This is a genomic window from Streptococcus oralis (assembly GCF_006175905.1).
GTDB lineage: Bacteria > Bacillota > Bacilli > Lactobacillales > Streptococcaceae > Streptococcus > Streptococcus oralis_BG.
This window is the reverse complement of sequence record NZ_SSNB01000001.1, coordinates 857,620-884,574: the sequence shown is the minus strand read 5'-3', so window position 1 is coordinate 884,574 and position 26,955 is coordinate 857,620. Positions and strand designations below refer to the sequence as shown.

Genomic DNA, 26,955 nt, shown 5'->3' with positions numbered 1-26,955 from the left:
AAATGGAACCACGTATTCGCCTTCTCCAGTTTCACCCTTAACGAAGACTTTCTTAGTACGAGTTGAAGCATCTTCTTCGATAGCAGTAACTTGCCCTTTGACTTCTGTGATGACCGCTTCCCCTTTCGGATTGCGGGCTTCAAAGATTTCTTGGACACGAGGAAGACCCTGAGTGATATCGGTATTTGAGGCAACCCCACCCGTGTGGAAGGTACGCATTGTAAGCTGTGTACCAGGTTCCCCGATAGATTGGGCAGCGATTGTACCAACTGCTTCACCAACTTCAACCGCATCACCAGTCGCCAAGTTGATACCGTAACAGTGACGGCAGACACCATGACGAGTGTTACATGTAAATACAGAACGGATAGTAACTTCCTCGATTGCATTTACAAGTTCACCATCTTCATTCTTGATCTTAAGATTTGCAATTTCAGCAGCTTTTTCTTCTGTAATCAATTCATTTGGACCGATGATCACTGCACCAGTTTCTGGATGTTTAACAGTTTTCTTAGTGTAACGACCGATAAGACGTTCTTCAAGAGACTCGATCATCTCTTTTCCTTCTGCGATAGAACGAATCAAGAGACCACGGTCTGTTCCACAGTCGTCCTCACGGATGATAACGTCTTGGGCAACGTCAACCAAACGACGAGTCAAGTAACCTGAGTCGGCTGTCTTAAGGGCCGTATCGGTCATACCTTTACGGGCACCGTGAGTTGAGAAGAACATTTCGAGTACTGACAAACCTTCGCGGAAGTTTGAAAGGATTGGCAATTCCATGATACGACCGTTCGGAGCCGCCATTAGACCACGCATACCGGCAAGCTGTGAGAAGTTTGAGATGTTACCACGAGCTCCAGAGTCCATCATCATAACGATTGGGTTCTTAGGATCTTGGTTGGCAACCAAACGTTTCTCCAATTTTTCACGAGCTGCACGCCATTCAGCTGTAACAGCATTGTAGCGCTCGTCATCTGTGATCATACCACGACGGAATTGTTTGGTGATTTGTTCTACACGTTTGTGTGATTCTTCGATGATTTCAGCCTTGTCTTCAACCACTGGAATGTCGGCAATCCCCACTGTCAAACCTGCAAGAGTTGAGTGGTGGTATCCGAGGTTCTTCATGCGGTCAAGCAGGGCAGAGGTTTCTGTCGTACGGAAACGTTTGAAGATTTCAGCGATGATATTTCCAAGATTTTTCTTCTTGAATGGAGGGTTGAGTTCAAGATTACTGATTGCTTCCTTGATATCTCCACCTAGTGGCAAGAAGTATTTAGCTGGAACACCTTCTGTTAAGTTAGCATTTGTAGGTTCTTGTAAGTAAGGTAGACCCTCTGGCATGATGTCATTGAAGAGGATTTTACCAACCGTTGTCAGCAAGACCTTGTGTTTTTGCTCTTCAGTCCAAGGTTTGTTGAGGCTGTCTGTTGCGATACCAACACGTGAGTGGAGGTGAACATAGCCATTGCGGTAAGCCATAACAGCTTCGTCACGGTCTTTGAAGACCATTCCTTCACCCTCACGACCAGCTTCTTCCATGGTCAAGTAGTAGTTACCCAAAACCATGTCCTGAGAAGGAGTAACAACTGGTTTACCATCTTTCGGGTTCAAGATGTGTTCAGCAGCTAGCATGAGGATACGAGCTTCCGCTTGGGCTTCTTCTGAAAGCGGTACGTGGATGGCCATTTGGTCCCCGTCAAAGTCGGCATTGTAGGCTTCACAGACAAGCGGGTGCAAGCGAAGGGCCTTACCATCAATCAAGACTGGCTCGAAGGCTTGGATACCCAAACGGTGAAGGGTCGGTGCGCGGTTCAAAAGAACTGGGTGTTCTTTGATTACTTCTTCAAGAATATCCCAGATACGTTCGTCTCCGCGTTCTACCAAGCGTTTAGCTGCTTTGACATTCTGCACGATATCGCGGGCAACGATTTCACGCATAACGAATGGTTTAAAGAGCTCAATCGCCATTTCGCGTGGTACACCACATTGGTACATCTTAAGAGTTGGACCAACGGCGATAACGGAACGACCTGAGAAGTCAACACGTTTACCGAGCAAGTTTTGACGGAAACGTCCTTGTTTACCTTTAAGCATGTGGCTCAATGATTTGAGTGGACGGCTACCTGGTCCTGTGATTGGACGACCACGACGACCATTGTCAATCAAAGCATCAACCGCTTCTTGAAGCATACGCTTCTCATTTTGAACGATGATACCTGGTGCATTCAACTCAAGCAAACGAGCCAAACGGTTGTTACGGTTGATAACACGGCGGTAAAGGTCGTTCAAGTCAGATGAGGCAAAACGGCCACCATCCAACTGCAACATTGGACGAAGATCTGGTGGAATAACTGGAAGAATGTTGAGAATCATCCATTCAGGTTTATTTCCAGACTTGTAAAAGGCATCCAAAACATCCAAACGACGGATGGCTTTGACACGTTTTTGTCCAGTAGCTGTTTTCAACTCTTCTTTGAGTTCAGCAATTTCTTTTTCAAGATCTACTTGTTTCAAAAGGTCTTGGATGGCTTCGGCACCCATCTTGGCAACGAATGATCCATAACCATACTCACGCAAGCGCTCACGGTATTCGCGCTCTGTCATGATAGACTTGTGCTCAAGTGGTGTATCCTTAGGATCAATCACCACATAAGCCGCAAAGTAGATAACTTCCTCGAGGGCACGAGGGCTCATATCAAGGGTCAAGCCCATACGACTTGGAATGCCCTTGAAATACCAGATGTGAGATACTGGAGCTTTCAACTCGATGTGCCCCATACGCTCACGACGAACTTTCGTACGCGTTACTTCAACCCCACAGCGGTCACAAACAATCCCTCTGTAACGAATGCGTTTGTACTTACCACAAGCACATTCCCAGTCTTTTGTAGGACCAAAGATGACTTCGTCAAAGAGTCCTTCACGTTCTGGTTTCAAGGTACGGTAATTGATTGTTTCAGGTTTTTTGACTTCTCCATAAGACCATGAACGGACTTTGCTTGGAGAAGCTAGGGTGATTTGCATACTTTTAAAACGATTTACATCAACCACTATTTCTTCCCTTTCTATTCTAAGTGAACTGCTTATTCTTGTTCAGCAGCTTCTTCTGTTGCTTCCGCTTTTGTTGCTTTCTCAGCTTCTTCAGCTTCAAAGGCTGCTTTAGCCTCTTGGGCCGCTTTTTCGCGGGCTTTTTCAAGGTCATCTACGTGGATGACATCTTCGTCCATTCCTTCATCCAAGTCACGAAGTTCCACTTCTTGGTCGTCTTCGTCAAGGACACGCATGTCAAGACCAAGAGATTGCAATTCTTTTACAAGAACTCGGAAGGATTCTGGAACACCTGGTTTTGGAATTGGTTTTCCTTTTGTAATGGCTTCATAAGCTTTCAAACGTCCGTTGATATCGTCAGACTTGTAAGTCAAGATTTCTTGGAGAACATTTGACGCACCGTAGGCTTCAAGAGCCCAAACTTCCATCTCACCGAAACGTTGTCCACCAAACTGAGCTTTACCTCCGAGTGGTTGTTGGGTAACGGTTGAGTATGGTCCGACTGAACGCGCGTGCAATTTATCATCAACCATGTGGTGGAGTTTGATCATGTACATGACACCAACTGATACACGGTTATCAAACGGCTCACCTGTACGTCCATCGTAAAGGATTGTCTTAGCATCGCTGTCCATACCTGCTTCTTTAACAGTGTCCCAAAGGTCTTCCGAACTTGCTCCGTCAAAGACTGGTGTTGCGATGTGGATACCAAGAGTACGGGCTGCCATACCAAGGTGGAGCTCCATAACCTGACCGATATTCATACGTGATGGTACCCCAAGCGGGTTCAACATGATGTCGACTGGAGTTCCGTCTGGAAGGTAAGGCATGTCTTCTACAGGAACGATACGAGAGACAACCCCTTTGTTTCCGTGACGTCCGGCCATCTTATCTCCAACCTTGATCTTACGTTTTTGAGCGATGTAGACGCGAACCAGCATGTTAACACCTGATTGCAACTCATCTCCATTTGCACGTGTAAAGATCTTAACATCACGAACGACACCATCGGCACCGTGAGGTACACGAAGAGAAGTGTCACGAACTTCACGAGACTTGTCTCCGAAGATAGCGTGCAAGAGACGTTCTTCAGCTGAAAGGTCTTTCTCTCCCTTAGGTGTGACTTTACCTACAAGGATGTCCCCTTCTTTAACCTCTGCACCGATACGGATAATACCCATTTCGTCAAGGTCTTTAAGGGCATCTTCACCAACGTTTGGAATTTCACGAGTAATTTCTTCAGGCCCAAGCTTTGTATCGCGCGTTTCTGATTCATATTCTTCGAGGTGGACAGATGTGTAGACATCGTCTTTGACCAAGCGTTCGCTCATGATAACGGCATCCTCGAAGTTGTAACCTTCCCAAGTCATGTAGGCAACAATTGGGTTTTGTCCAAGCGCCATTTCCCCTTTTTCCATAGAAGGTCCGTCAGCGATAAAGTCGCCTTTTTCAACAACATCGCCAACTTTAACAAGTGTACGTTGGTTATAAGCAGTACCTGAGTTTGAACGACGGAATTTTTGGATGTGGTAAACGTCCAATGAACCATCTTCGCGGCGTACTTCTACCTTGTCAGCATCTGCGTATGTAACTTTACCACCATACTGAGCAATAACAGCTGCACCAGAATCATGAGCTGCTTGGTATTCCATACCAGTACCAACGTAAGGTGCTTTTGGATCAATCAAAGGCACAGCCTGACGTTGCATGTTGGCACCCATGAGGGCACGGTTGGAGTCATCGTTCTCCAAGAAAGGAATACATGCTGTCGCAACGGCAACTACTTGTTTGGGTGACACGTCCATGTAGTCAACCACTTCTGCTGGATACTCTTGGTTGACCCCTTGGTGACGTCCCATGACAACTTTCTCAGCAAAAGTACCATCTTCGTTGAGGCGAGAGTTAGCCTGCGCTACAGTAAATTCATCTTCTTCATCGGCTGTCAACCAAACGATTTCGTTTGTGACTACACCTGTTTCGCGGTCAACCTTACGGTATGGTGTTTGAACAAAGCCATACTTGTTCAAGTGTCCGTAAGATGACAAGTTATTAATCAAACCGATGTTTGGTCCTTCAGGCGTCTCGATTGGACACATACGACCATAGTGAGTGTAGTGCACGTCACGGACTTCATATCCAGCACGGTCACGAGTCAAACCACCAGGCCCCAAGGCTGACAAACGGCGTTTGTGAGACAACTCAGAAAGCGGGTTGTGTTGGTCCATGAACTGTGACAACTGTGATGAACCAAAGAATTCTTTAACCGCAGCTGTTACAGGACGGATATTGATAATTTGTTGTGGTGTTAAAACTTCATTGTCCTGAACAGACATGCGTTCACGGACATTACGTTCCATACGAGAAAGTCCAAGACGTACTTGGTTGGCAAGCAATTCACCAACTGCACGGATACGACGGTTCCCAAGGTGGTCGATATCATCCACACGTCCGATACCTTCCGCCAAGTTGAGGAAGTAGCTCATCTCTGCAAGGATATCCGCAGGAGTTACAACACGAACCTTGTCGTCTGGATTGGCATTTCCGATGATGGTTACAACACGGTCTGGGTCCGTTGGGGCAACAACCTTGAATTTTTGAAGGACAACTGGTTCTGTCAGAACAGCTGCATCGTTTGGAATATAAACGATTTTGTTCAAGTCGCCATCCAAGTGACTCTCGATACTTTCAATCACGCTGCGAGTCATAACGGTACCAGCTTCTACCAAGATTTCACCAGTTTCAGGGTCTACCAATGGCTCCGCAATGGTTTGGTTGAGCAAGCGTGTTTTGATGTTGAGTTTTTTATTGATCTTGTAACGACCAACAGCTGCCAAATCGTAGCGACGTGGATCAAAGAAACGTGCCACAAGCAAACTACGTGAACTTTCAGCAGTCTTAGGTTCCCCTGGACGAAGGCGTTCGTAGATTTCTTTCAAGGCTTCGTCTGTACGAGAGTCCATTGGATTCTTGTGGATATCTTTTTCAACAGTATTGCGAACCAATTCGCTGTCACCGAAGATATCAAAGATTTCATCATCACCTGAGAAACCAAGCGCACGAACCAAGGTCGTAAATGGAATCTTACGAGTACGGTCGATACGAGTATAAGCGATGTCTTTTGAGTCGCTTTCAAGTTCCAACCAAGCTCCACGGTTAGGGATAACAGTAGAACCGTAGCCCACTTTACCGTTCTTGTCTACTTTGTCATTAAAGTAAACACCTGGTGAGCGGACCAACTGAGAAACGATAATACGTTCACCACCATTGATGATGAAAGTACCCATTTCGGTCATGATTGGGAAATCACCAAAGAAGACTTCTTGGGTCTTGATTTCGCCTGTTTCTTTATTGATCAAGCGGAAGGTTACGAAAATTGGTGCTGAGTAGCTAGCATCGTGGATACGAGCTTCTTCGAGCGTGTATTTCGGTTCCTTGATTTCATAGCCAACAAATTCCAACTCCATTGTGTCTGTGAAGTTTGAAATTGGCAATACATCTTCAAATACTTCCTTAAGACCGTGATCTAGGAAATCTTTGAATGAATCCGTTTGAATTTCAATCAAATTTGGTAAGTCAAGAACTTCTTTGATTCTTGAAAAACTACGACGGGTACGATGTTTCCCGTATTGAACGTCATGTCCTGCCAAGATGATTCTCCTTTGTAAATAAATTCCAAGCCTTGTCAATCAGGCTTTTCTAATCGTTATATGGTTTTTAAAACCCCTATCACCGTGTCCCTTTGATGAATTTTCAGAATCTTTAAATCTTTGTTACAAGCACTCGAAAACCTGAAAAAAAGCACAAAAAGAGCAGCTAAATCTGACTTTTTCAGAAGATTTAACTGCTGTGAGCCTTGTCTGGACAATATTTCAGACAAAACCTACGACAAATGATTACTCTTATTATACCTTATTTAGCCAGATTTTTCAAGGTTTTTTTACTATTTTTTAAACAATCTTTTCCTATATATTATTTTAAAATTTCAAGAGAATGAAGCATTATATTTTCTCTCAAAAATCAGGAAAACGCTTGCACTAATATTTACCTCGTGCTATACTGATAAGGAACAACTACACAAGGAGAATTGTGATGAAAAAGATCCCATCTCAAACTGAGAAAAAAATGATTTATGGTATCCGTTCCTTGAAGAACGGAACTGGTTCTGTCCTTATTGGTGCCAGCATTGTCTTGCTTTCTGCTACAATGTCAACTATTTCGGCCAACGAAAACCTTCCTCAAACTCAGGAAAATACCAGCGCTGTGACCAAGGCCCCTACTGAGACTGAAACGAGTCAAACTCAAAAGGAAACGCCTATTTCTGAACAAAAGAATGCAAACGCTTCCCTTGATTCTAAAAAGGAAGCTACAGCTGCGGAAACTACTACGGCTGTGGAAACTACTACGGCTGTGGAAACTACTACAGCACCCGAAACATCTAAAACAGAAGATGCTACTACAAGCCAGACTAACAGCAAGGAAGAGAAAGTAGATGCCAGCACTTCGACACCAACTTCAGATCAAAAACCACAAGCAGACACATCTTTTGAAGAACCAATCGCAGACAACCACTTCCGCATCCATGTAAAAAAACTCCCTGAAGAAAACAAAGATTCTCAAGGTCTTTGGACTTGGGATGATGTTGAAAAGCCGTCTGAAAACTGGCCCAATGGAGCCAAGTCCTTCAAGGATGCCAAGCAAGATGACTACGGCTATTACCTAGATGTCAAACTCAAAAATGAGCAAGCCAAGAAAGTCAGCTTCCTTATCAACAATACCAAGGGGGATAACCTGACAGGGGACCGTTCTGTAGAGCGCCTCTCTCCAAAAATGAATGAGGCTTGGCTAGATGAAAACTACAAGGTATACAATTATCGACCTCAACCAGCAGGAACTGTCCGTGTCAACTACTACCGCACCGATGGCAACTATGACAAAAAATCTCTTTGGTATTGGGGCGATGTCAAAAAACCAAGCAGTGGAGAATGGCCTGACGGTACTGACTTTACAGCAACTGGAAAGTATGGCCGCTACATTGATATTCCACTCAATGAAGCTGCAAGAGAATTCGGATTTTTATTACTAGACGAAAGCAAGAAAGGCGATGATGTGAAAATCAGAAAAGAGGATTATAAATTCACTGATCTAAAAAATCACAGTCAGATTTTCCTCAAAGATGATGACGAAACCATCTACACCAACCCCTACTACGTTCACGATATCCGTATGACTGGTGCCCAACACGTGGCTAAATCTCGTATCGAAAGCAGTTTTTCTACCCTAGTTGGGGCTAAGAAAAACGATATCCTCAAACACTCCAGCATCACTGATTACCATGGGAATAAAGTAGCTATCACAGACGTAGAAGTGGATGAGGCAGGTAAAAAAGTGACCTATATCGGCGACTTCTCTGACACTCAACACCCTTACACTGTCAGCTACAATTCAGACCGCTTTACCACACGTTCAAGCTGGCGCCTCAAGGATGAGAGCTACAGTTACGATGGTCCACTCGGCGCAACTCTAAAAGAAGATGGCAAGCGTGTTGACCTCACCCTCTGGTCTCCAAGTGCTGATAAGGTTTCCGTTGTCGTATATGACAAGAAAGACCCTGAAAAAGTGGTTGGAACTGTCGCCCTTGAAAAAGGAGAAAAAGGAACCTGGAAACAAACTCTGGATGCAAACTCTGGTCTCGGTATCAGCAACTACACTGGCTACTACTACCACTACCAGATCGAGCGCCAAGGTAAAACCGTTCTCGTTCTTGACCCTTATGCCAAATCGTTAGCAGCTTGGAACAGCGACCTTGCAAAAACAGATGCTTCCCATAAAGTAGCTAAAGCTGCCTTTGTCGATCCAAGCAAACTAGGACCGCAAGACTTGACCTACGGTAAGATTCGCAACTTCAAATCGCGCGAAGATGCTGTCATCTATGAAGCCCATGTTCGTGACTTCACCTCAGATCCTGCCATCGCAAAAGACTTGACCAAGCCATTTGGTACCTTTGAAGCCTTTATCGAAAAACTAGACTATCTCAAAGACTTGGGTGTGACTCATATCCAACTCCTTCCAGTCTTGTCTTACTACTTTGTCAACGAATTGAAGAACCAAGAACGTTTGTCTGCCTACGCTTCAAGCAACAGTAATTACAACTGGGGATATGACCCTCAAAACTACTTCTCCTTGACTGGTATGTACTCTAGCGATCCTAAGGATCCAGAAAAACGAATCGCAGAATTCAAAAACCTCATCAACGAAATCCACAAACGTGGCATGGGGGCTATCTTGGATGTGGTCTACAACCATACTGCCAACGTTGATATTTTTGAGGATATTGAGCCAAACTACTATCACTTTATGGACGCAGACGGAACCCCACGTACTAGCTTTGGTGGTGGACGTTTGGGAACTACCCACTACATGTCTAAACGTGTCTTGGTAGACTCTATCAAGTATTTGGTCGAAACCTACAAAGTAGATGGTTTCCGCTTTGATATGATGGGTGACCACGATGCGGCTTCTATCGAAGAAGCTTACAAGGCTGCACGCGCCCTCAATCCAAATCTTATCATGTTAGGTGAAGGCTGGAGAACCTATACTGGTGATGAAAATACGCCTGTACAACCTGCTGACCAAGATTGGATGAAGAAAACAGATACTGTCGCTGTCTTTTCAGACGACATCCGTAACAACCTCAAGTCTGGCTATCCAAACGAAGGTCAACCTGCCTTTATCACAGGTGGCAAACGCGATATCAATACCATCTTTAAAAATCTCATTGCCCAACCAACTAACTTTGAGGCTGACAATCCTGGAGATGTTATCCAGTATATCGCAGCCCATGATAACTTGACCCTCTTTGACATTATTGCTCAGTCTATCAAAAAAGACCCAAGCAAGGCTGAAAACTACGCTGAGATCCATCGTCGTTTGCGACTTGGAAACCTCATGGTCTTGACTGCTCAAGGAACTCCGTTTATCCACTCTGGTCAGGAATACGGACGTACCAAACAATTCCTTGATCCAGCCTATAAGACTCCTGTTCCTGAAGATAAGGTTCCAAACAAGTCTCACTTGTTGCGTGACAAGGACGGCAATCCATTTGTCTATCCTTACTTTATCCATGACTCTTACGACTCTAGTGATGCTGTCAACAAGTTTGATTGGACCAAGGCAACAGATGGCAAAGCATATCCTGAAAATGTCAAGAGCCGTGACTACATGAAAGGTCTGATCGCCCTTCGTCAATCGACAGATGCCTTCCGACTCAAGAGTCTGCAAGACATCAAAGAACGCGTCCAACTCATCACTGTACCAGGTCAAAATGGTATTGAAAAAGAAGATGTGACCATCGGCTACCAAATCACTGCTCCAAACGGTGATGTCTACGCTGTCTTTGTCAATGCGGATGGTAAGTCTCGCGAATTTACTCTAGGAACTGCATTTGCTCACTTGAGAAAAGCTGAAGTCCTGGCAGATGAAAATCAAGCCGGACCAGTAGGAATCGCTAAACCTCAAGGTCTCGAATGGACTGAAAAAGGCTTGAAATTGAACGCTCTCACTGCCGTTGTTCTCCGCTTGTCTCAAGGTGGTGCTATTGTCGCCCCAGCTGTGGAAGAAAAACCAGAATTTGATCTTTCTAGCTTGGAAGCTGAACCAGAACAAGGCCAAGCTCAAAACCTAGCAGCCAATCCTGAAACTCAAGAAACTGCTGCAGAGGCTCACTCTCAGAACCTCCTTCCAAACACAGGAACTGAGAGCAAATCCCTCCTTGCCCTTGCTGGATTCAGCATCCTTGCCCTTCTCGGACTTGGATGGTTGATAAAAAACAAGAAAAAGAACTAACACTCAATGAAAATCAAAGGGTAAACTAGGAAGCTAATCGCAGGCTTTACTCGAGTACGACAAGGCGAAGCTGACGAGGTTTAAAGAGATTTTCGAAGAGTATAAACTAGCCCTCCTATAGAAAAACACCCCATGATTAGAAGACTCTTCTAGCCAATGGGGTGTTGTTTTTATGATACACTTATCTATCAAATCATATATTCTACGCTATAGGTGGCATCTGATAAGATACGAGCCAGGAACTGCTTGGTACGTTCTTCTTGTGGACGACTAAAGAAATCGTGGGGATTGTTCTCCTCTACGATACGGCCTCCATCCATAAAAACAACGTGGTTAGCGACATCTCTAGCAAATCCCATCTCATGTGTGACGACCACCATGGTCACACCTTCTCCCGCCAACTGTTTCAGAACATCCAAAACATCTCCAACCAACTCAGGGTCTAGTGCAGATGTTGGTTCATCTAGCAAAATGACCTCGGGCTTGACGGCAATGGCACGCGCAATTCCTATTCGTTGTTGTTGTCCTCCAGATAGTTGTGAAGGGTAGTAGTCTTTGTAGGCCAGTAAACCAACTTTTTCTAAGGCAGATTCTGCACGTTTGAGCGCTTCTTCCTTGGAAACTTTACGAGCGACGATTAGACCTTCTAGAATATTTTCCAGAGCAGTTTTGTTTGCAAAGAGATTGTAGTGTTGGAAAACAAAGGCTGTTTTTTGGCGAATTTCTAGAATATCTTTCTTGCTTAATTTGGCCAAGTCATAAGTTTTTCCTGCCAAGGTCAAACGGCCACTGTCAGCTTTTTCTAAGTGGTTGAGACAACGGAGAAAGGTCGTTTTCCCCGAACCTGATGGTCCTAAGATAACGACGACATCCCCTTGGTTAACCTGGAGATTGATATCCTCCAAGACCTGCCTCTCTCCAAATGTTTTTGCGATATGTTCTACTTGTAACATCCTGTCCTCCTATACAAAACGTGCGCTAGATGTTTTTGCCCTCTTTTCTTTTTTCACATAGCCTTTCTCCAGTAGGGAGAAGCCCCACTGAATCAAACCACAGATCAAAATATACTGCAAAAAGATCACAAAATAAGATTCAAAATACTGGTAGCCGTAGGAGGCTTCAACACGGGCAATAGCAGTGATATCCTTGATAGTCATAACAAAGACCAGGGAGGTCCCTTTGACGATATTGATCACCAGATTGGCCAAGTTAGGCAAGGCTGAGCGCAAGGCTTGAGGAAAAACAATCCTTAGATAGGCCTGGGTCGTAGTCAGCCCAATCGCATGCGCTGCCTCTAGTTGTCCCTTGTTCACCGTCAAGATCGCTGAACGCAAAATCTCCGATAAACTCCCGACTGTCATCAAACTATAAATGATGAAGGCATAATAGAGAGGATCAAGCTTGAAAATATCAAAGTCACTTCCTATGCTTTTGAGAAATTGATTCAGCAAACTTGGAAACAAACTATAAAAGAAGAGAATCAATAAAATCGGAGGAGTCGCTCGGATAAAGGCCAGATAGACCAGAGAAAAACTCCTCACACCTCGAACCTTGTAAATCTGCCCCAAGGCTAAAAATAGAGCTGGTAAAAAACTTAAGACCATAGCCACAATCATGATAATCAAGGTGATTGGCACACCCTTCAAGGTCTCCAGAAAGGTCTTTACAATATAGTCTATATCCATTTCTTACCTCCCTTTTGTTTCCAAAGACTTCTCAAGCAAACGACTCAAGCTAGAAATAACTAAGGCAATTCCCCAGTAAAGAAGCGCAACTGCCGTATAGGTTTCCAGAGAGTAGTTCCCTAAATTGCGACTGATCAAGAGATTGCCTGCCCCCATGACATCAACGAAACCAATCGTATAAGCCAAGGCAGCATCCCGCATGAGATTGAGAATAGCGGTTGTTATATTGGGAAGAGCAACTTGAAAAGCTTGAGGAAAAATGATTCTCCAAAAAGTCTGACTTGGAGTCAAACCAATACTAAGTCCGGCCTCTGTCTGCCCCTTTGGAATAGCTTGATAGGCCGCCTTGAAAACCTCGGCAACAATAGCGGCAAACAAGAGAATCATCGTCAGGAGAACAAAAATAGTTTTAGACCAGTTGTTGATATCTAAACCAAGCCACCATTTCAGAAATTCTGGCAAACCATAAAAGACTAGAAAAAGTAAGACAATCGGCGGTGTACAACGAAGGGTAAAGATATAGCCTTTGGAAATCGCTGCAAAACTCTTGTCTTCTCCTACTTGCGCCCAGGCCAAGAGACCTCCAAAAAGGGAACCAAGAAGAGTGGTAAAAAAGAGAATGGACAAGGTCATAGGAAGTGCCTGCCATAAGGTCGGTAAAAACTGAAAGACCTTGGAAAAATCATAAGAAACCATGCAAAACCCTTTCTAGTCTTGGAATTTCTGGTCTAGTCTTTGTCTACGTAACTAAAGACATCTTCTTTGAAGTATTGCTGAGATAGCTTAGCAAGCGTGCCATCTTCTTTCAACTCTTTGATTGTTTTTTCGTATTCTTTAGCGAATTTCTCACCCTTTTCATCACGGTGAATCAAGGGATAAGTTGGAATGCCCTTGTATGGGAACCAGCTGAGTTTATCCGCATATTGGTGGTAAGGTCCATCTTCTGCAGTAACTGCTTTTTCAAAGGACAGTTTGATATCAAAGAAGGCGTCATAACGTCCTTCTAAGACCCAGGCATAGGCATCTGCCACTTTAAAGGATTCAGCTGCTGTTAGCTCAATCGGTGCATCCTGATGTTTTTCATTGTAGCTGGTGATGACATTCCATTGAGCATTCTGTGGAGAGATAGGAACCAATTTCCCTTTATTCTTAGCAAAGTCATCAATGGTTTTGTATTTCTGTTCATCTTCTTTTCTGACAGTAAATCCGATGATGCTCGCTCCGACTGGTTCAGATGGAATGACAAACTTTTTAGCTCGTTCATCTGTGTACCAAGCTCCCTTGGTTCCGATGTCATACTTACCTGATTCCAGACCAATCAAGAGGTCATCATCACTGGTACCCGTATATTCAAATTGATAGTTTGCCAACTTCTCATCAACAGCCTTCAAAACAGCTACTTCATAACCATCTGATTCCCCTTTTTCATTGACGAAGTCATAAGGTACGTAGTTTTGTGTATGGGCAACCTTCAAGGTTATGACTTCAGCAGACGAAGCCGTTTCTCCCTCCTTGACTGGAGCGCCAGCTAAACTTCTCCCGATAATCGTCGCCCCAATTACTGCAACAACTGCTACACCACCGATAATCCATGCTTTTTTACTCATCTTTTTCTCCTTTAGTTTTCAAGCGCTTCTCTCACCCACTGGATACGTTCAACTGCGATATCACTTGGAATGGTACAATCTGCCCCAAGTACCAAGCCCTGTTCCCCAGCTTCTGCAACTAGTTTCTTTGCCTCAGCCTGAATGGCATCCTTGCCACCAGTATACAGTATGCCTGTCTTGCCATTTTCGAATCCTCCAAGAACCGTACGTCCCTTGAAAATCTCACAACCTTCCTTGAGAGTGATTCCCTCTGGTCCTACAGCCCAGTTAAAGACTTGGGCTGAATAGTCTGCAAAAAGGTGAATATCATTTCGCGCCCCCTCGTAGCCACAGATATGAAGAACAGTGACGCCACCAACCGCACTAGCCGCTTCCAGAACAGTTATCTCGCTAGGTGCAATGACAGCTTGATACTCTGCTGCCGACACTCGTTGATCTTGGATACTCTGCACGCTGAGGTAGATTCCGTCAGCACCAGCCTCTTCGATGACAGCTCGACTGAGACTCGCAATATCTTCTGCAATCACATCCAACACCTTCTTAAGGGCTTCAGGATCTTCCACCAGAAAATCTGCAATGAGGTCATCCCCACCAGACACTTCCCCAAGCAACCACTTGAGATAGGTCACAGGAGCAAAAATATTGTAAATCGCAACGATATCTTCTGTAAACTCTTGCTTGATTTTCTTAACCAAGTCCACCTGCTCTTTTATCCAAGCGTGATCTGATCCAAGTGGTTGAATGGTCGCCAATTCTTGAAGTGACTTTTCTTTGGCAATCGCTGGATTTGGATAAGCAAAGTAGCCATCACTCATGACTTTGATAAAGTCTGGCTGAACTTCTCGGATAAAGCGCTTATGGCCCTCAATATTCTTCTCGATAATGGCTGGATTTGAGAAACCGTGTAGCCATTCGTCTTCGGATGTGAAATGGTGCCAAAAGCCTACTGGCACACGATCAACTTTCTCACCTCTAAACGCTTTTAAAACCCATTCTCTTTTTTCTGACATTCTTATTCTCCATTTCTTACTTTTTCAACTAATAAACTGCTTGCGATATCATTCGAGCGTAGAAAGGGGAGACTGGACTTGGAAAAATCCTGAACTCCACGACATCTCTCTCCATTTTTGCAGTGCCCATTTTTTACGACGCTTATGGCAACCAAGGCCAGCAAACCGACAACTGCAATGAAGATTCCCCATCTTTTACTTTTCATAGCTCCTCCTTTTAGAGAACAGCTGCCTGCCGAATCCAGTCCAACCTCTCTAAGTCAAAGTCATCTGGAACAGTACAGTCAGCTCCCAGAAGAACGCCTTTACTACCAGCTTCAGCCAGCAACCGCCTTGTTTCATCTTGCAATTCCGCCTTGGAACCTTGGTAAAGCAAGCTTTTCTTGCCATTTTCAAATCCACCTAAAACGGCCTTGCCTGTAAACAACTCTTGACCCTGTGTCAAACTAACATCCTCATGGTGGGTCGCCCAGTTGACCACTTGAGCCGGATAGTCCTTAAATATCGTCACATCATTGCTCGCACCTTCAAAACCACAGATATGGAGGATATTGGTCCCACCCACCTGATTAGCTACCTCCAAAATCGCTATATTGCTCGGTTCGATATAGGTTTGGTAGAGTGCTGATGTGATGCGCTCATCTTGAATTTGCTGGGTGCTGAGGTAAATTCCGTCAACACCTCCTTGCTGGATGATTTTCTGAGTTAGGATAGCAATATCTCCTGCAATCACATCTAGAATCGCTCTGAATTGCTCAGGATTTTCAAGCAATAGGTCAGCCACTTCCTTATCTCCTCGAGAAGTTTCTGTACGGAACCAGCGCTTGAGGTAGGAGATCGGTGAAAAGATATTGTAGAAAGAAGCAATCTCTTCGGTAAAGGTCTCTCGAATCGCTTGTACCACTTCCACCTGTTGCTGAATCCATGGGTGTTCCTCACCAATCGACTCAATAGAAGTCAGCTCCTGAATACTTGCAATCTTAGGATTATAGACATTACTTGGATAAAGGAAAAAACCGTCACTCATAATTTTGACAAAATCAGGACGAATCCTTTCCACATAGTTGCGATGCCCATCAACACTTTTTTGAAAGATACGTGGATTATTTAATCCCCGCCCCTTTTCTTCGAGTGTTACAAAATGAAACCAAAATCCGACAGGAACTCTTTCCACTTCATCGCCTCGAATCGCTCTAAAGACTAGATCTCTTTTACTTGCCATACCTTTCTCCTTCCATTTGGATTGAAACCATCTTACCACTCCTTTTCCCCTTTTCCCAATATATATTGACTATCAACTCGATTGGAAATTTTTATATCCATAAAGAAAAAAATCCCTGAAAAGCTTGATGTTACTAGCCTTTCAAAGATTCACTTTATTTTCATCTATTTTCCAAAAAGAAGCTGATATAGATTTTCTATCAAGCCGATTGAATTTTTTTATATCCATCTTCATTCCCAAATTAAGTACATAATCTTATCCTAATACCGAATTACTACTGAAAAATTTATTTTCTCTCGATATTTCCTTGCACAAATCCCATGAAAACGCTACAATATTAATAGACTATTATTAGGAGGATGGGATTATGAAAATATCCAAAGTTACCATTGCAATTGCTTCTACACTTGCTTCCGTCATTTTACTGACTGGCTGTGGCACAAATTCGGCAAATTCACAGACAACACAAAGTAGTACATCTGACAATCAGGTTACCATGACCTATGATCAGTTGCGTTCAAGAGAGAACACTATGTCAACTCTTTGGTATCAAAAAGCAGCTGAAACCAAGGCACTCTATCTACAAGGTTACAATGTCGCTACTGATCGTTTGAAAGAACTACTAAAAACACAGACAGATAAACCCTACTCTATCGTTTTGGACTTGGACGAAACTGTATTAGACAATAGCCCTTATCAAGCGCAAAATGTCAAAGATGGAACAGCATTTACCCCAGAAAACTGGGATGTCTGGGTAAAAAAAGCCGCAGCCAAGGCTGTACCAGGTGCTAAAGACTTTCTCCAATTTGCAGACCAAAACGGTGTCCAAATTTACTATGTATCTGACCGCACGATAGATCAGGTAGATGATACGATCAAAAACCTAGAAAATGAAGGAATCCCTGTACAAAGCCGCGATCATCTCATGTTCTTAGAAAAAGGCGTCAAATCTAAAGAAGGTCGTAGACAAGCAGTCCAAGAAAAAACCAACTTAGTCATGCTACTAGGAGACAATCTTGTGGACTTTGCAGAGTTTTCAAAGACCTCTGAAACTGAGCGCGACCAAAAATTAGAGGAATTACAAAAAGAGTTTGGTGAGAAATTCATCATTTTCCCTAACCCAATGTACGGATCATGGGAAAGCACTGTTTACAATGGTAATAAATTGGATGCCAAGGGTCAAACTGAAGAGCGCCAAAAAAACTTACAAGGTTTTGATAAATAAAATAAGGGAGCTATATACCAGTTTACACCAACTACAAGATATCGTATTTGCGAGAATATCAAAAAAAGACGATTTCCAATCGGAAATCGTCTTTTTTACTATTTTATCTTGTACTTGGTATAAACTAGTATATATTCCACTAGATAGTATGCTCTACCCCTTGTACCACTTCCACCTGTTGCTGAATCCATGGGTGTTCCTCACCAATCGACTCAACTGATTGAATTTTTTATAACCCCTCTTTCATGGCAAAGCAAGAACGTACTTTGGGCGCCACTTGCGTGCCAAAGAGCTCAATAGCTCTCAGAACTTGATCATGAGGCATGGAACCAAGCGGTAGATGGAGCATGAAACGGTCCAAGTCTAAATCCTCAATCATGCGAATCAATTTTTCTGCCACCTGATCTGGATTTCCTACAAACATGGCTCCATTTGGCCCAACTTGCTCCGAATATTGCTCATAGGTCAACTCCTGCCAGTGTGGACGGTCCTTGGAAATCGCATCCACCACTTGTTTGGTCGGATGGAAATAATCTTTGACAGCCTGCTCGCCATCTTCAGCAATCCAGCCCCAAGAATGAGCGCCCACTTTCAGGTCTTTTTCAGCATGACCGGTTTCCCTTCCAATCTCACGATAAGCTTGAATCAGCTTTTTAAAATAACGCGGATTGCCACCAATAATAGCATAGACAATCGGCAGCCCCGCCCGAGCAATCTTCACTGTTGACTCTACATGACCACCTGTCGCCACCCACAATGGCAATTTCCCCTGAACTGGACGGGGATAAACTTCTTTTCCAGCAATGCTTTGAGTCAATTGCCCCTGCCAGTCTATCTTGGTCTTTTCATTGACTAACTGGAGCATGTCTAATTTCTCATTAAAGAGAGCTTCATAGTCTTTCAAGTCATAGCCAAACAGTGGGAAAGACTCGGTGAATGAACCACGCCCAGCCATAATCTCCGCACGTCCATTTGACAAAGCATCGATAGTAGCATATTGTTGGAACAAACGAATCGGATCCATACTCGAGAGAATGCTGACTGCACTGGTCAAACGGATTTTCTTGGTATTGACTGCACCAGCTGCAAGAACAATCTCTGGCGCCGATACCGCAAAGTCCTCCCGATGATGCTCCCCAATTCCGTACACATCCAAACCAACCTTATCAGCCAGCTCAATTTCTGCCACCAACTGACGAATACGTTCATCTTGACTGTAAATCTGCCCAGTCGCTTCTAAAGCTGTTGTTTCACCAAATGTTGAAATTCCTAATTCTACCATCCTGTTTCCTCGCTATCTCTTTTAGTTTTCAGGGTATTTTATCACTAATTAGTTTTATTTTCAATACATTTGCTCATTAGAAAAAGCCTAGATGAACTAGACTTTCTTAGCTTATTCTACTGTTACTGACTTGGCAAGGTTACGTGGTTTGTCCACATCGAGTCCACGGTGGAGGGTTGCAAAGTAAGCGACCAATTGCGTTGGTACGACCATTGAGATTGGTGAGAGGTAAGGGTGGACAGTCGTAAGAACGATATCGTCTGTCTCTTTGGCAACATTTTCTTCTGCGATTGTAAGTACCTTAGCACCACGGGCTGCGACCTCTTGGATATTTCCACGAGTGTGGTTAGCAAGGACTGGATCTGACAAGAGGGCCAAGACAGGCGTTCCTTCTTCAATCAAGGCAATGGTTCCGTGCTTGAGTTCTCCTGCCGCAAAGCCTTCACACTGGATGTAAGAAATCTCTTTGAGTTTGAGACTCGCTTCCATGGCTACATAGTAGTCTTGACCACGTCCGATGTAAAAGGCGTTACGAGTTGTTTCAAGAAGGTCACGAACCTTGGCATCAATGGTTTCTTTTTCAGAAAGGGTTGATTCGATAGACTGAGCTACGATTGACAACTCATGAACCAGGTCAAAGGCTTGCGCTTTGGCATTGCCGTTTGCTTCTCCGACTGCTTTTGCAAGGAAGGCAAGGGCTGCGATTTGTGCTGTGTAGGCCTTGGTTGATGCTACGGCAATTTCAGGACCCGCGTGAAGAAGCATGGTATGGTTGGCTTCACGTGAAAGAGTTGAACCTGGCACGTTTGTCACTGTCAAGCTTGGAATGCCCATTTCATTAGCCTTGACCAAAACCTGACGGCTATCCGCTGTTTCACCAGACTGACTGATAAAGATGAAGAGTGGTTTTTTGCTGAGAAGTGGCATACCATAGCCCCACTCAGATGAGATTCCAAGTTCTACTGGTGTATCCGTTAATTCTTCCAGCATTTTCTTAGAAGCAAATCCTGCGTGGTAAGATGTCCCAGCCGCAAGGATGTAGATGCGATCCGCCTCTTGAACAGCCTTGATAATAGCTGGGTCAACGACAACTTGACCCGCCTCATCTGTGTAGGCTTGGATGAGTTTACGCATCACCGTTGGTTGCTCATCGATTTCCTTGAGCATGTAGTAAGGATAAGTCCCCTTACCGATATCTGACAAGTCTAGCTCAGCAGTGTAGCTAGCACGCTCACGGCGATTACCATCATAGTCTTGAACTTCAACACTATCAGCCTTGACGATTACCAACTCTTGGTCATGAATTTCCATGTATTGGTTGGTTTCACGAATCATAGCCATGGCATCTGAACAGACCATGTTATAGCCTTCCCCAAGACCAATCAAAAGTGGAGATTTATTCTTCGCTACATAGATAACATCTGGATTTTCAGAGTCAATCAAGGCAAAGGCATAAGAACCACGGATGATGTGAAGAGCTTTTTTGAAGGCTTCAAGAACTGACAAGCCATCTTCTTCCACAAATTTTCCAATCAAGTGAACGGCAATTTCCGTATCTGTTTGCCCCTTGAAGTGGTGACCTGCAAGATATTCTTCCTTGATTTCAAGGTAGTTTTCAATCACTCCATTGTGCACCAAGACAAAACGTCCAGTCTCAGAGCGGTGTGGGTGAGCATTGTCTTCCGTTGGTTTCCCGTGAGTTGCCCAACGAGTATGTCCGATACCAGTTGTCCCCTCAACACCAGCCGTCTTAGCAGACAATTCTGCGATACGACCGACAGCCTTGACTAGATGATTTTCAGCACCACCTAGGACAAAAATCCCCGCAGAATCATAGCCACGGTATTCGAGCTTTTCAAGCCCTTGAATCAAAATATCAGTTGCATTTGTGTTTCCAACAACACCAACAATTCCACACATAGTATATACGACACAGACCAGCTGTGCTTTCTCCTTAAATTGGTATAGTCTAATTCTCACTTTACAGAATCAGCAAAAACAGTATATACTTGTTTTTCTCACTTGTCAAGGATAAAAATTGGTATAGTTTTTTCTATCTGGTGTTTTATCAAGATTTCACTTGATACCTGACAAGTCAGCATCAATTACTTATAATAAAAAGAGGAGGTATTTGCCATGTGGTTTTTCTTCGCACTTTTATCAGCTATCTTTGCAGCCTTAACGTCAATTTTAGCCAAGATTGGAATTGAGGGAGTTCCATCCAATCTAGCAACCGCTATTCGTACGGTCGTCGTCATTCTTATGGCCTGGGCCATGGTTTTCTTGACCAATAGTCAGACCGAAATTGTCAATATCAGTAGAAAAAGTTGGCTCTTTCTCATCTTATCTGGTTTGGCCACTGGCGCCTCTTGGCTCTGCTACTACAAGGCCTTGCAGCTGGGCAATGCAACTGAGGTATCTGCTGTCGATAAATTCAGTCTCGTCATTACCCTCGTTCTAGCCTTTTTCTTTCTACAAGATATCCTGACGTTTAAAACAATTATTGGCTGTATCCTGATTACGATTGGGACCTTGGTGATGATATTATAGTAAAAAGTGAGATGAACACCATCTCACTCTTTTTATTCTTAAAATCCATTATGGTCGCTGAGTTCCTTGAACCAGTGGCCTGATTTCTTCAGGCGACGTTCCTGCGTTTCCAAGTCAAGCTCAACTAGACCGTAGCGGTTTTTATAGCTATTGAGCCATGACCAGCAATCAATAAAGGTCCAGATTAAGTATCCTTGACAGTTTGCTCCATCTTCAATCGCACGGTGTAGTTCACGAAGATGACCTTTGACAAAGTCGATACGATAGTCGTCTCGAATCATGCCATTCTCACGGAATTTATCTTCACCCTCAACACCCATGCCATTCTCTGTCAACATCCACTCGATATTGCCATAATTTTCCTTGATGTTTTGAGCGATATCATAAATCCCCTGCTCGTAGATTTCCCAACCGCGATGAGGATTGATTTTACGGCCTGGCATGACGTAAGGCTCATAGAAATGTTCTGGCAAGAGGGGACTGTCTGGATGTTTAGCAAAACGCGGCGCCATAACGCGCAAAGGTTGGTAGTAATTGACTCCAAGGAAATCAACTGTATTCTCGCGAATGAGTTCTAACTCTTCAACAGTGTACTCTGGCAGCAAATCATGCTCTGCTAAAGTCTCTACTAACTCTTCTGGATAAGCTCCCAAGACAGACGGGTCTAGGAAAGATTGGGCTTGGAAGAGGTCGGCAATGCGAGCAGCCTTGACATCCGCGGGATGCTGGCTACGTGGATAGGCTGGTGTCAAGTTGAGGACAATCCCAATCTTGGAATCAGGCAGGACCTCATGACAGGCCTTCACCGCAAGACTACTAGCCAGTTGAGTATTATAAGCTACCTGAACCGCAGCTTTGGCATCCACCTTATGAGGATAATGGGCATCATAAAAATAACCAAACTCTACAGGTACGATGGGTTCATTGAAGGTAATCCATTGGTCTACCAAGTCACCGTAGGTCTCAAAACAGAAACGCGCATAGTCTTCGTAAGCTTTGATAGTTGCTTTATTTTCCCAACCATCCCCATCTTCTTGCAGAGCAAAAGGAAGGTCAAAGTGATAGAGATTGACCAAAAGGCGAATCCCCTTAGCCTTAATCCCTTCAAATACCTGACGGTAGAAAGCCACACCTTGAGGATTGACCTCTCCACGGCCTTGCGGGAAAAGTCGAGACCACTGGATAGAAGTTCGGAAGGCTGTATGCCCAGTCTCTACCAAAAGCTCAATATCCTTTTCCCAGTTTTCGTAAAAAGTCGATGTTTTGTCAGGTCCAATTCCATTGTAGTAGCGATTAGGCTCTACTTGGTACCAATAATCCCAGAGATTGTCTCCCTTTCTGTCACCAGGTACACGACCTTCTGTCTGTGGTCCAGAAGTAGAGGAACCCCAGACAAAATCCTTTGGAAATTTTAACATTGTTATACCTCTTAACTTGATTATGTATTCTTCACTCTCATTATATAGAAAAAACAAGGTAAAAACTAGTTACATTTTTGCCTTGTTTTTCTTCTGATTATAGTTTTTATTTCTTGCTTAGAATTTCAAGGGTTTCGAGCAAGTTGTCTGCATGAACTTCGATTGTGTCACCAGTCGCCTTGATCTTAACTTCTACGATGCCATCAGCTGCTTTTTTCCCAACAGTGATACGGATTGGAAGACCAATCAAGTCGCTATCGCTGAATTTAACACCGACACGTTCGTTACGGTCATCCGTCAAGACTTCGTAACCAGCTCCCATCAAGCTTGCTTCAAGCTTTTCTGTCAAGGCTTGCGCTTCTTCGTCCTTGACATTGACAGTAATCAAATGCACATCAAATGGTGCCAATTCTTTAGGGAAGTTAACTCCCCAAGCGTAACGGTATTCACCTTTTGGTGTTTTATTGACAAAGAGGCGAGCGTGTTGCTCCATAACTGCTGAGAGGAGACGGCTAACACCGATACCGTAACATCCCATGATGATTGGCACAGCACGACCATTTTCATCCAAAACATCTGCACCCATACTTGCTGAGTAGCGAGTTCCGAGTTTGAAAATATGACCGATCTCGATACCACGCGCAAAGTTTAGGACACCTTGTCCGTCTGGTGAAATTTCACCCTCACGCACTTCGCGGATATCCACATATTCTGCAGTAAAGTCACGACCTGGGTTCACACCTGTCAAGTGGTAGCCATCTTCGTTAGCCCCTACAACAGCATTGCGAACATCTTGCACCTTACGGTCTGCAATGATTTTCACATTTTCTGGCAAACCAACTGGACCAAGTGAACCAAATCCTGCTGGGACGACACTTGCTACTTCTTCTTCGCTCGCAACGTCAAAGAAATCTGCTCCCAAGTGGTTTTTCAACTTGACTTCGTTAAGCTGGTCATTTCCAACTAGAAGGGCTGCAACAAGCTCACCATCTGCCATGTAGAAGAGGGTTTTGATTGTTTGTTCTTCTGGGACATTTAGGAAGGCTGCCACTTCATCGATGGATTTAACACCTGGAGTTTCGACGCGAGTCACTTCTTCTTCCGCAACGACACGGTTGCTTGGTTTGTACTCGTTTGTTGCCATTTCTAAGTTAGCTGCATAGCTAGACTCACTTGAGTAAGCAATGGTATCCTCACCAGAAACCATCCATTTGAGCAATTCCGCCTTGATTTCTTCTTGGACTTCTGCAGGAATTTCATCAAATGATGCAACTGACTTGTCCAAGACCACCCATCGACTAAGATCTGTACGAGCAGGAGTGATGGCCATAAATTCTTGGCTATCCTTACCACCCATAGCTCCACCGTCACCAATGATAGCTTTAAAGTCCAAGCCACTGCGAGTAAAGATACGCTCGTAAGCTGCCTTGTACTCATCATAAGTCACATCCAAACTATCGTAATTAGCATGGAAACTATAACCATCTTTCATGATAAACTCACGTGTACGGAGAAGGCCGTTACGTGGACGTTTTTCATCACGGTATTTCGGTTGGATTTGGTAAAGGTTAAGTGGCAATTGCTTGTAAGATTTCACAGAGTCACGAACAATAGCTGTAAAAGTTTCTTCGTGTGTCGGACCTAGGATAAAGTCTGACTTTTCACGGTTTTTCAGTTTATAAAGGTCTTCACCATAGGTTTCATAACGACCTGATTCGCGCCAGAGATCGGCACTGAGAAGGGCAGGAGCCAACATCTCAACAGCACCAATCTTATCAAACTCTTGGCGCATGATATTCTTAGCCTTTTCAATCACACGGTTAGCGAGTGGTAGGTAAGAATAAACACCAGCAGAAACTTGACGAACATAACCAGCACGCAACATAAGGGCGTGGCTGATAACTTGAGCATCGCTTGGCATTTCGCGAAGCGTTGGGATTAGCATTTTACTTTGTTTCATAATATTCCTCGATTATCTAAAAGAAGAGTCGCATAATGTCATTCCAGGTCACAGCTAGCATCAAAACAACCATGATAACTACACCAGCCATGGTGACATAGGTTTCAATTTCTTGTTTAAGGGGTTTCCGGCGGATAGCCTCTAGGATATTGAGCACAATCTTTCCACCATCCAAAGCCGGGATCGGAATCAAATTAAAAATCCCGATATTAATAGAAATCATAGCTAGGAAGTAGAGGACGTTCTCAATTCCATTTTTAGCAGCATCGCTACTTGCCTTAAAAATGGCAACGGGACCACCGAGTTTGTTCAAATCTGGATGGAAAATCAAGTTTTTCAGAGCCGAAAGGATACGGAGCCCCGAGTCAGCAGCTGTCGTAAATCCACCAACAAACATGGATAGAAAGTCTGACTTGATCCCCGGTTGAACACCTAAAATATAACGTCCTTGATTTTCTTCTGGCGTCACAGTGACTTGTTTTTCGCTACCATTTTCAGAAATGGTCACATCCAAGGTCGGGGCTGTCTTGTCCTTGGTATCTGCTTCCACAGCCTGGGTCAAGTCTTGCCAATTCTTAACCTCATGCGAGCCGACCTTGGTAATTTGAGCGGTCTCAGCTACACCTACCTTAGCCAAAGCTCCCTCTGGCATGACATGAAAGAGATTTGTCTGAGTATCTCTAACACCGCCTTGCAAAAAGATCAAGATCCAAAAAACAACAACTCCTAAGATAAAGTTATTCATGGGACCTGCAAAGTTGGTGATGAGCTTGCCCCAGATAGAAGCATTTTGATACTGTACATCCAAAGGAGCGATGCGCACTTCGGTTCCGTCTTCTTCAACAACCGTTGCATCATGATCCACTGTAAAAGTCTTTTCTTCTTCCAGGACCAAACCCTTAATAAAGAGCTTGTCTTCAAAGTCAAACTGGGTTACCTGCATAGGAAGAGCCGTTTGATCCAGTTTCTTCCCTGATAGGTTGATCCGTTTGACCTTACCATCATCAGCAAGTGTTAAACTGACTGGAGTTCCTGTCTTGATTTCTGTCGCATCATCACCCCAGCCTGCCATACGAACATAGCCTCCTAGAGGAAGGATTCGAATGGTATAAGCAGTGCCATCCTTACCGATATGGGAAAAAATCTTGGGCCCCATACCAATGGCAAATTCACGAACTAGAATGCCCGATTTCTTGGCAAAATAAAAATGTCCAAACTCATGCACCACCACAATAATCCCAAAAACGAGGATAAAGGTTAGCAATCCAATCATTCAATATTCCTTTCTTTCAAAACAGGCCAAATAAGTGCATCATTGGAAACACAATCAGCATACTGTCAAAACGATCCAACACACCACCATGCCCCGGGATAAATTTCCCTGAATCCTTGACACCGAAATGGCGTTTCATAGCACTCTCAATTAAGTCACCAAACTGACCTGCCACACTGAAGAAGGCAGCAAAGAGGCTCATTCTATAAATCCCATAAGGAAGAGCAACTGTGCTATCCACTAACATGAAAATCACTGTTATCAGTACCGCACCTAGAATGCCCCCGACAAAGCCCTCAATACTCTTATTAGGAGAAACTCTCGGAGCCAACTTATGTTTACCAAAATTCATCCCTGTCAGGTAGGCTGCGCTATCTGTCGCCCAAACGATAAAAAGAGCCAGAAGGACCTTATCAAAACCTGCCACCCGAGCATCTAGTAAGGCATTGAAGCCAAAACCAACATAAAAACTCACAGCAATTGGAAAAGCGGCATCTTCAATCGTATAGTTTTTACTGAAAACGGTCGTCCCTAGCATTATGGTAATCAAAACACTGTAGGCAACCACATTCCCATCAACAGGCAAAAAAGTTAGGTAGTTTTCTAAAGGGACTGTGAGAGCGAAGGTCGCAAAAAGAGTCAAAGTGCCCTCAATGGTCATAGTCTTTAGCCCCTTCATGTGCAAGAGTTCATGGACGCCTAGCATCGCTAACAAGCCAATCCCTATCTGCAACAAGAGCCCTCCCGCAAACAAGACTGGAAGGAAAATTGCCAGGGCCAATACCGCAAACAATGTTCTCTTTTGTAAATCCTTGGTCATATCTTCT

The 26,955-nt window shown here is 44.0% G+C and carries 18 protein-coding genes; 3 read left to right on the top strand and 15 right to left on the bottom strand.

Going from position 1 to position 26,955, the window contains the following annotated elements:
* Both rpoC and rpoB read right to left on the bottom strand, forming a co-directional pair.
* A partial coding sequence (gene rpoC, locus E7Y33_RS04415) for a DNA-directed RNA polymerase subunit beta' (RefSeq protein WP_161976033.1) occupies nt 1–3,057 on the bottom strand: 3,057 nt, incomplete at its 3' end.
* A gap of 32 nt (nt 3,058–3,089) precedes the next feature.
* Entirely contained in the window at nt 3,090–6,701 is a 3,612-nt protein-coding gene (gene rpoB, locus E7Y33_RS04410; RefSeq protein WP_139689755.1) for a DNA-directed RNA polymerase subunit beta, read from the bottom strand.
* A gap of 442 nt (nt 6,702–7,143) precedes the next feature.
* Here rpoB and E7Y33_RS04405 point away from each other — a divergent pair, with 442 nt between their 5' ends.
* A complete protein-coding gene (locus tag E7Y33_RS04405; protein WP_139689754.1) occupies nt 7,144–10,896 on the top strand; it encodes a pullulanase in 3,753 nt (1,250 codons plus the stop codon).
* A 188-nt stretch (nt 10,897–11,084) separates the two neighbouring features.
* Here the strand turns inward: E7Y33_RS04405 and E7Y33_RS04400 are convergent, their stop codons facing one another.
* The 7 genes from E7Y33_RS04400 to E7Y33_RS04370 are packed head-to-tail and all read right to left on the bottom strand — an operon-like array spanning nt 11,085 to nt 16,420.
* Nucleotides 11,085–11,849: an amino acid ABC transporter ATP-binding protein gene (locus E7Y33_RS04400; RefSeq protein WP_139689753.1), complete on the bottom strand. Its 765-nt coding sequence runs from the start codon at nt 11,847–11,849 to the stop codon at nt 11,085–11,087.
* 9 nt (nt 11,850–11,858) lie between these two features.
* Entirely contained in the window at nt 11,859–12,581 is a 723-nt protein-coding gene (locus E7Y33_RS04395) for an amino acid ABC transporter permease (RefSeq protein ID WP_139689752.1), read from the bottom strand.
* Between the two features lie 3 nt (nt 12,582–12,584).
* Nucleotides 12,585–13,277 carry an amino acid ABC transporter permease gene (locus E7Y33_RS04390; RefSeq protein ID WP_000255460.1) on the bottom strand — a complete coding sequence of 231 codons (693 nt, stop codon included), beginning with the start codon at nt 13,275–13,277 and terminating at the stop codon, nt 12,585–12,587.
* A 32-nt stretch (nt 13,278–13,309) separates the two neighbouring features.
* Nucleotides 13,310–14,188 carry a transporter substrate-binding domain-containing protein gene (locus E7Y33_RS04385; RefSeq protein WP_139689751.1) on the bottom strand — a complete coding sequence of 293 codons (879 nt, stop codon included), beginning with the start codon at nt 14,186–14,188 and terminating at the stop codon, nt 13,310–13,312.
* Nucleotides 14,189–14,199: 11 nt separating this feature from the next.
* Nucleotides 14,200–15,198 carry a uroporphyrinogen decarboxylase family protein gene (locus E7Y33_RS04380; protein ID WP_139689750.1) on the bottom strand — a complete coding sequence of 333 codons (999 nt, stop codon included), beginning with the start codon at nt 15,196–15,198 and terminating at the stop codon, nt 14,200–14,202.
* A gap of 2 nt (nt 15,199–15,200) precedes the next feature.
* Nucleotides 15,201–15,404 carry a hypothetical protein gene (locus E7Y33_RS04375; RefSeq protein WP_000837737.1) on the bottom strand — a complete coding sequence of 68 codons (204 nt, stop codon included), beginning with the start codon at nt 15,402–15,404 and terminating at the stop codon, nt 15,201–15,203.
* An 11-nt stretch (nt 15,405–15,415) separates the two neighbouring features.
* Complete coding sequence (locus tag E7Y33_RS04370; protein ID WP_139689749.1) at nt 15,416–16,420, bottom strand: uroporphyrinogen decarboxylase family protein; 1,005 nt, start codon at nt 16,418–16,420, stop codon at nt 15,416–15,418.
* Nucleotides 16,421–16,787: 367 nt separating this feature from the next.
* On the opposite strand from E7Y33_RS04370, the gene E7Y33_RS04365 reads away from it, so the two are divergent.
* The gene (locus tag E7Y33_RS04365) at nt 16,788–17,645 is read left to right on the top strand and encodes a 5'-nucleotidase, lipoprotein e(P4) family (RefSeq protein WP_139689748.1); all 858 of its coding nucleotides are present in this window, start codon (nt 16,788–16,790) and stop codon (nt 17,643–17,645) included.
* Nucleotides 17,646–17,874: 229 nt separating this feature from the next.
* Here the strand turns inward: E7Y33_RS04365 and E7Y33_RS04360 are convergent, their stop codons facing one another.
* Nucleotides 17,875–18,927: an LLM class flavin-dependent oxidoreductase gene (locus E7Y33_RS04360; protein ID WP_139689747.1), complete on the bottom strand. Its 1,053-nt coding sequence runs from the start codon at nt 18,925–18,927 to the stop codon at nt 17,875–17,877.
* A 111-nt stretch (nt 18,928–19,038) separates the two neighbouring features.
* Nucleotides 19,039–20,847: a glutamine--fructose-6-phosphate transaminase (isomerizing) gene (gene glmS / locus E7Y33_RS04355; protein WP_139689768.1), complete on the bottom strand. Its 1,809-nt coding sequence runs from the start codon at nt 20,845–20,847 to the stop codon at nt 19,039–19,041.
* A gap of 216 nt (nt 20,848–21,063) precedes the next feature.
* On the opposite strand from glmS, the gene E7Y33_RS04350 reads away from it, so the two are divergent.
* Nucleotides 21,064–21,477, top strand: coding sequence for an EamA family transporter (locus E7Y33_RS04350; RefSeq protein WP_125457156.1), 414 nt, complete (start codon nt 21,064–21,066; stop codon nt 21,475–21,477).
* A 38-nt stretch (nt 21,478–21,515) separates the two neighbouring features.
* On the opposite strand, the gene E7Y33_RS04345 is transcribed toward E7Y33_RS04350, so the two are convergent.
* From E7Y33_RS04345 to E7Y33_RS04330, 4 genes are all read right to left on the bottom strand, one after another.
* Nucleotides 21,516–22,895, bottom strand: a complete 1,380-nt coding sequence (locus tag E7Y33_RS04345) for a glycoside hydrolase family 1 protein (protein ID WP_139689746.1) — start codon at nt 22,893–22,895, stop codon at nt 21,516–21,518.
* A 106-nt stretch (nt 22,896–23,001) separates the two neighbouring features.
* The gene (locus E7Y33_RS04340; protein WP_049484749.1) at nt 23,002–24,855 is read right to left on the bottom strand and encodes a proline--tRNA ligase; all 1,854 of its coding nucleotides are present in this window, start codon (nt 24,853–24,855) and stop codon (nt 23,002–23,004) included.
* 16 nt (nt 24,856–24,871) lie between these two features.
* Nucleotides 24,872–26,128 (bottom strand): RIP metalloprotease RseP, encoded by a 1,257-nt coding sequence (gene rseP / locus E7Y33_RS04335; protein WP_139689745.1) that lies wholly within the window; start codon nt 26,126–26,128, stop codon nt 24,872–24,874.
* Between the two features lie 16 nt (nt 26,129–26,144).
* Nucleotides 26,145–26,948, bottom strand: a complete 804-nt coding sequence (locus E7Y33_RS04330; protein WP_139689744.1) for a phosphatidate cytidylyltransferase — start codon at nt 26,946–26,948, stop codon at nt 26,145–26,147.
* Between the last annotated feature and the right edge of the window lie 7 nt (nt 26,949–26,955).